The following is a 3,142-nucleotide window of genomic DNA, read 5'->3' on the forward strand; positions in this document are numbered from 1 at the left end:
GAAAACAAATTCATGTGCCCTTGCCACGGTTCTCAGTACGATGCAGCAGGTAAAATGGTACGCGGCCCCGCGCCCAAATCGTTACCGCTGGTTCATGCAGCCGTTACTGCCAATGATACGATCGCGATTACACCGTGGACAGAAACTGACTTCCGCACAGACGAACCCGCTTGGTGGGCATAAATTAGGCGATAGCTCATCGGTAATGAGCTTCTAGTTTACTGCTGTAGCTGCCAGTCACCACCCGTCGCTATTGACTCAACATCCGGATATTATTAATTTTCTTCGTCTGTCATCATCAAACCTATGAAATTCACTTTACTACCAGTTTGGCAACGCAGCCAGCGGCTGTTAACCAAAACATTAGTTATCATGTTGGCTAGTGTTGGCATCCTGTTCGCTAACGATTTTGCCGCGCCCCAATCCGCCGCAGCTTATCCCTTCTGGGCGCAACAAACTTACCCAGCGACACCGCGCGAAGCTACAGGTAGAATCGTCTGTGCCAACTGTCACCTCGCTGCTAAGCCTACCGAGATCGAAGTACCTCAGTCTGTCAAACCCGATACCGTGTTTGAAGCAGTCGTCAAAATTCCTTACGACCAGAGCATTCAGCAAGTCACTGGAGATGGCACCAAAGGCCCCCTCAACGTCGGTGCCGTCCTGATGCTACCCGATGGCTTCAAAATTGCTCCCGAAGACCGTCTCTCCCCAGAATTGAAGGAAAAAACCCAAGGTTTATACTTCCAGTCCTACGGTGAAGGTAAAGACAATATGGTGATTATCGGCCCCTTACCCGGCGATAAGTACCAAGAAATCATTTTCCCCGTCCTTTCTCCCAACCCCAAAACCGAAAAAGGAATCTACTTTGGTAAATACCAAGTCCACGTCGGTGCCAATCGCGGTCGAGGACAAGTGTATCCCACTGGTGAGAAAAGTAATAACACCGTCTATAACGCTTCTGTTGCTGGTAACGTAACAACTATCGCCAAGCAAGAAGATGGTAGCACTCAAGTCACCATTCAACCCGCCACTGGCGAAGCCGTCATTGACAAAATCCCGGCTGGCCCCGAACTGCTAATTGCCCAAGGTGCGGCTGTAACTGCCGGACAAGCAATTACCAACAATCCTAACGTTGGTGGTTTCGGTCAAAAAGACATCGAAATCGTCTTACAAAATCCCGATCGTATTCTCGGTCTGATTGCATTTGTCTTTATGATTATGCTATCGCAAATCTTGTTAGTACTCAAGAAAAAACAAGTCGAGAAAGTTCAAGCTGCTGAAATGGAGTTCTAGAAACTACTGTCATTTTAGTAATTAATTAAATGCACTAGTAATTAGAACTAGTGCATTTTTTTGAGTGTAACTTCTCGATCGATACACATTGAAAAGATCTAAGGTAGGGGTAATTCATGAATTACCCCTACCTTGTATCTAGATCGATTGCTATCCTGTATATCTGCGATTGCGTTGGCGTAAGCCTGCCGTATGCACAGCATCCCAAAGGTAATCGTGTTAAAATCAACTCAAATCTAAATCCTAAGCCATGCCTACTCTCTAAATATGAACTACCGAGATTACATCACAATCGAACCAAATAAACGTAGTGGCAAACCTTGTGTGCGGGGGTTACGAATTACCGTTTATGAAGTGCTGGAGTACTTGGCTTCTGAGATGACTGAAGCAGAGATTCTCGAAGATTTTCCCGATTTAACTCGGCAAGATTTAAAAGCTTGTATTGCATATGCGGCAGATCGCGAGCGGCGGTTTATTACTGCTCCAATACTTGCATGAAGTTACTTTTCGACGAAAACTTGTCACCTAAGTTACCGCAACGTTTAGCCGATCTGTTTCCAGATTCGCTTCACGTTCGAGATGTAGGGATGAAAGCAACTATCGATCCAATAGTTTGGGATTATGCGAAAGACAATAATTTAGCGATCGTCTCGAAAGATGCGGACATGCACGACCTTAGTTTAGTGTTAGGAAATCCACCGAAGGTTATTTGGCTGAGGCTTGGCAATTGTTCGACATCACAAGTCGAAAATATTTTGCGGCGGGAGTTTGACACGATCGAGTCATTTTTTGCAGATGATAATTTATCGCTACTTGCTTTATCATAGTCCACTAACTTCAAGTACTCCAGAATAAGGGGAGTAGTAATCTACTCCCCCTATTGTCGATATCGAACGCAATTTTATGTACCTTCGATCGCGTTATTGTCTCGCCACTCATAGGCTGCGGCAGTGCGATTGCGATCGAGTTTGAAGATTGATACGCCTAACGGTGGAATACAAATATCTAGCGAGAATTTGCGATTGTGAATCGACCATTCATCCGCCCATTTACCCCCGAGGTTGCCCATATTACTGCCACCATATTTACGCGCATCGCTATTAAATAACTCGTGATAAAAACCGTGTTCCGGCACGCCAATCCGATAGTGAGAATGCGGCTGCGGGGTGTAATTGCAGACGACAATTACACAATCATCGCTATGCTTATCGCGGCGGATAAAGGACACGACACTATGGCGACTATCGGTACAATCGATCCATTCAAATCCCGGTTCCTCAAAGTCTTGAGTGTAGAGTGCAGGTTCGTGACGATAGACATAGTTGAGATCCGTTAAGAACTGACTCATCTGCTGGTGGGCTGGATATTGTAATAAGTGCCATTCCAAATCCGACCAGACATTCCATTCACTCCACTGAGCAAATTCCATCCCCATAAATAGGGTTTTCTTGCCGGGATGGGTAAACATATAGGCATAGAGACAGCGCATATTTGCGAGTTTCTGCCACTCATCACCAGGCATTTTGCCGATGATATTGCTCTTGCCATGGACTACCTCGTCGTGAGAGAGGGCAAGCATAAAGTTCTCGCTATGGTTGTACCACATACTAAAGGTAATATTATTTTGGTGGAACTGACGGAACCAAGGATCCATCTCAAAATAATCGAGCATGTCGTGCATCCAACCCATGTTCCACTTGAGGTTGAAACCCAAGCCGCCCAGATAAGTAGGCGCGGACACCATCGGCCATGATGTGGATTCTTCGGCGATCGATAAGGCACCTGGGAAGTAGCTAAAGATGAGATGATTGGTTTGGCGCAAGAAGTCAGCAGCTTCGATATTTTCCCG

At 45.9% G+C, this 3,142-nt stretch carries 5 protein-coding genes; 4 read left to right on the forward strand and 1 reads right to left on the reverse strand.

Going from position 1 to position 3,142, the window contains the following annotated elements:
• The 4 genes from RMO52_RS14145 to RMO52_RS14160 all read left to right on the forward strand — a co-directional run.
• A partial coding sequence (locus RMO52_RS14145) for a Rieske 2Fe-2S domain-containing protein (RefSeq protein WP_310415309.1) occupies nucleotides 1-183 on the forward strand: 183 nt, incomplete at its 5' end.
• A gap of 123 nt (nucleotides 184-306) precedes the next feature.
• On the forward strand, nucleotides 307-1,293 hold the full coding sequence (petA, locus tag RMO52_RS14150; protein WP_309742438.1) for a cytochrome f: 987 nt from the start codon (nucleotides 307-309) through the stop codon (nucleotides 1,291-1,293).
• Between the two features lie 267 nt (nucleotides 1,294-1,560).
• Nucleotides 1,561-1,791: a DUF433 domain-containing protein gene (locus RMO52_RS14155; protein WP_309742439.1), complete on the forward strand. Its 231-nt coding sequence runs from the start codon at nucleotides 1,561-1,563 to the stop codon at nucleotides 1,789-1,791.
• Entirely contained in the window at nucleotides 1,788-2,120 is a 333-nt protein-coding gene (locus tag RMO52_RS14160) for a DUF5615 family PIN-like protein (protein ID WP_309742440.1), read from the forward strand. Before RMO52_RS14155 ends, RMO52_RS14160 begins: the two co-directional genes overlap by 4 nt.
• A 74-nt stretch (nucleotides 2,121-2,194) precedes the next feature.
• Here RMO52_RS14160 and glgB read toward each other — a convergent pair.
• A partial coding sequence (glgB, locus tag RMO52_RS14165; RefSeq protein ID WP_310415313.1) for a 1,4-alpha-glucan branching enzyme occupies nucleotides 2,195-3,142 on the reverse strand: 948 nt, incomplete at its 5' end.

This window comes from Chamaesiphon sp. OTE_8_metabat_110 (genome assembly GCF_031382685.1).
GTDB lineage: Bacteria > Cyanobacteriota > Cyanobacteriia > Cyanobacteriales > Chamaesiphonaceae > Chamaesiphon.

Coding starts and splice junctions, on each gene's coding strand:
- RMO52_RS14155 (WP_309742439.1), top strand. CDS start 1,561: ATGAACTACCGAGATTACATCACAATCGAACCAAATAAACGTAGTGGC.
- petA (WP_309742438.1), top strand. CDS start 307: ATGAAATTCACTTTACTACCAGTTTGGCAACGCAGCCAGCGGCTGTTA.
- RMO52_RS14160 (WP_309742440.1), top strand. CDS start 1,788: ATGAAGTTACTTTTCGACGAAAACTTGTCACCTAAGTTACCGCAACGT.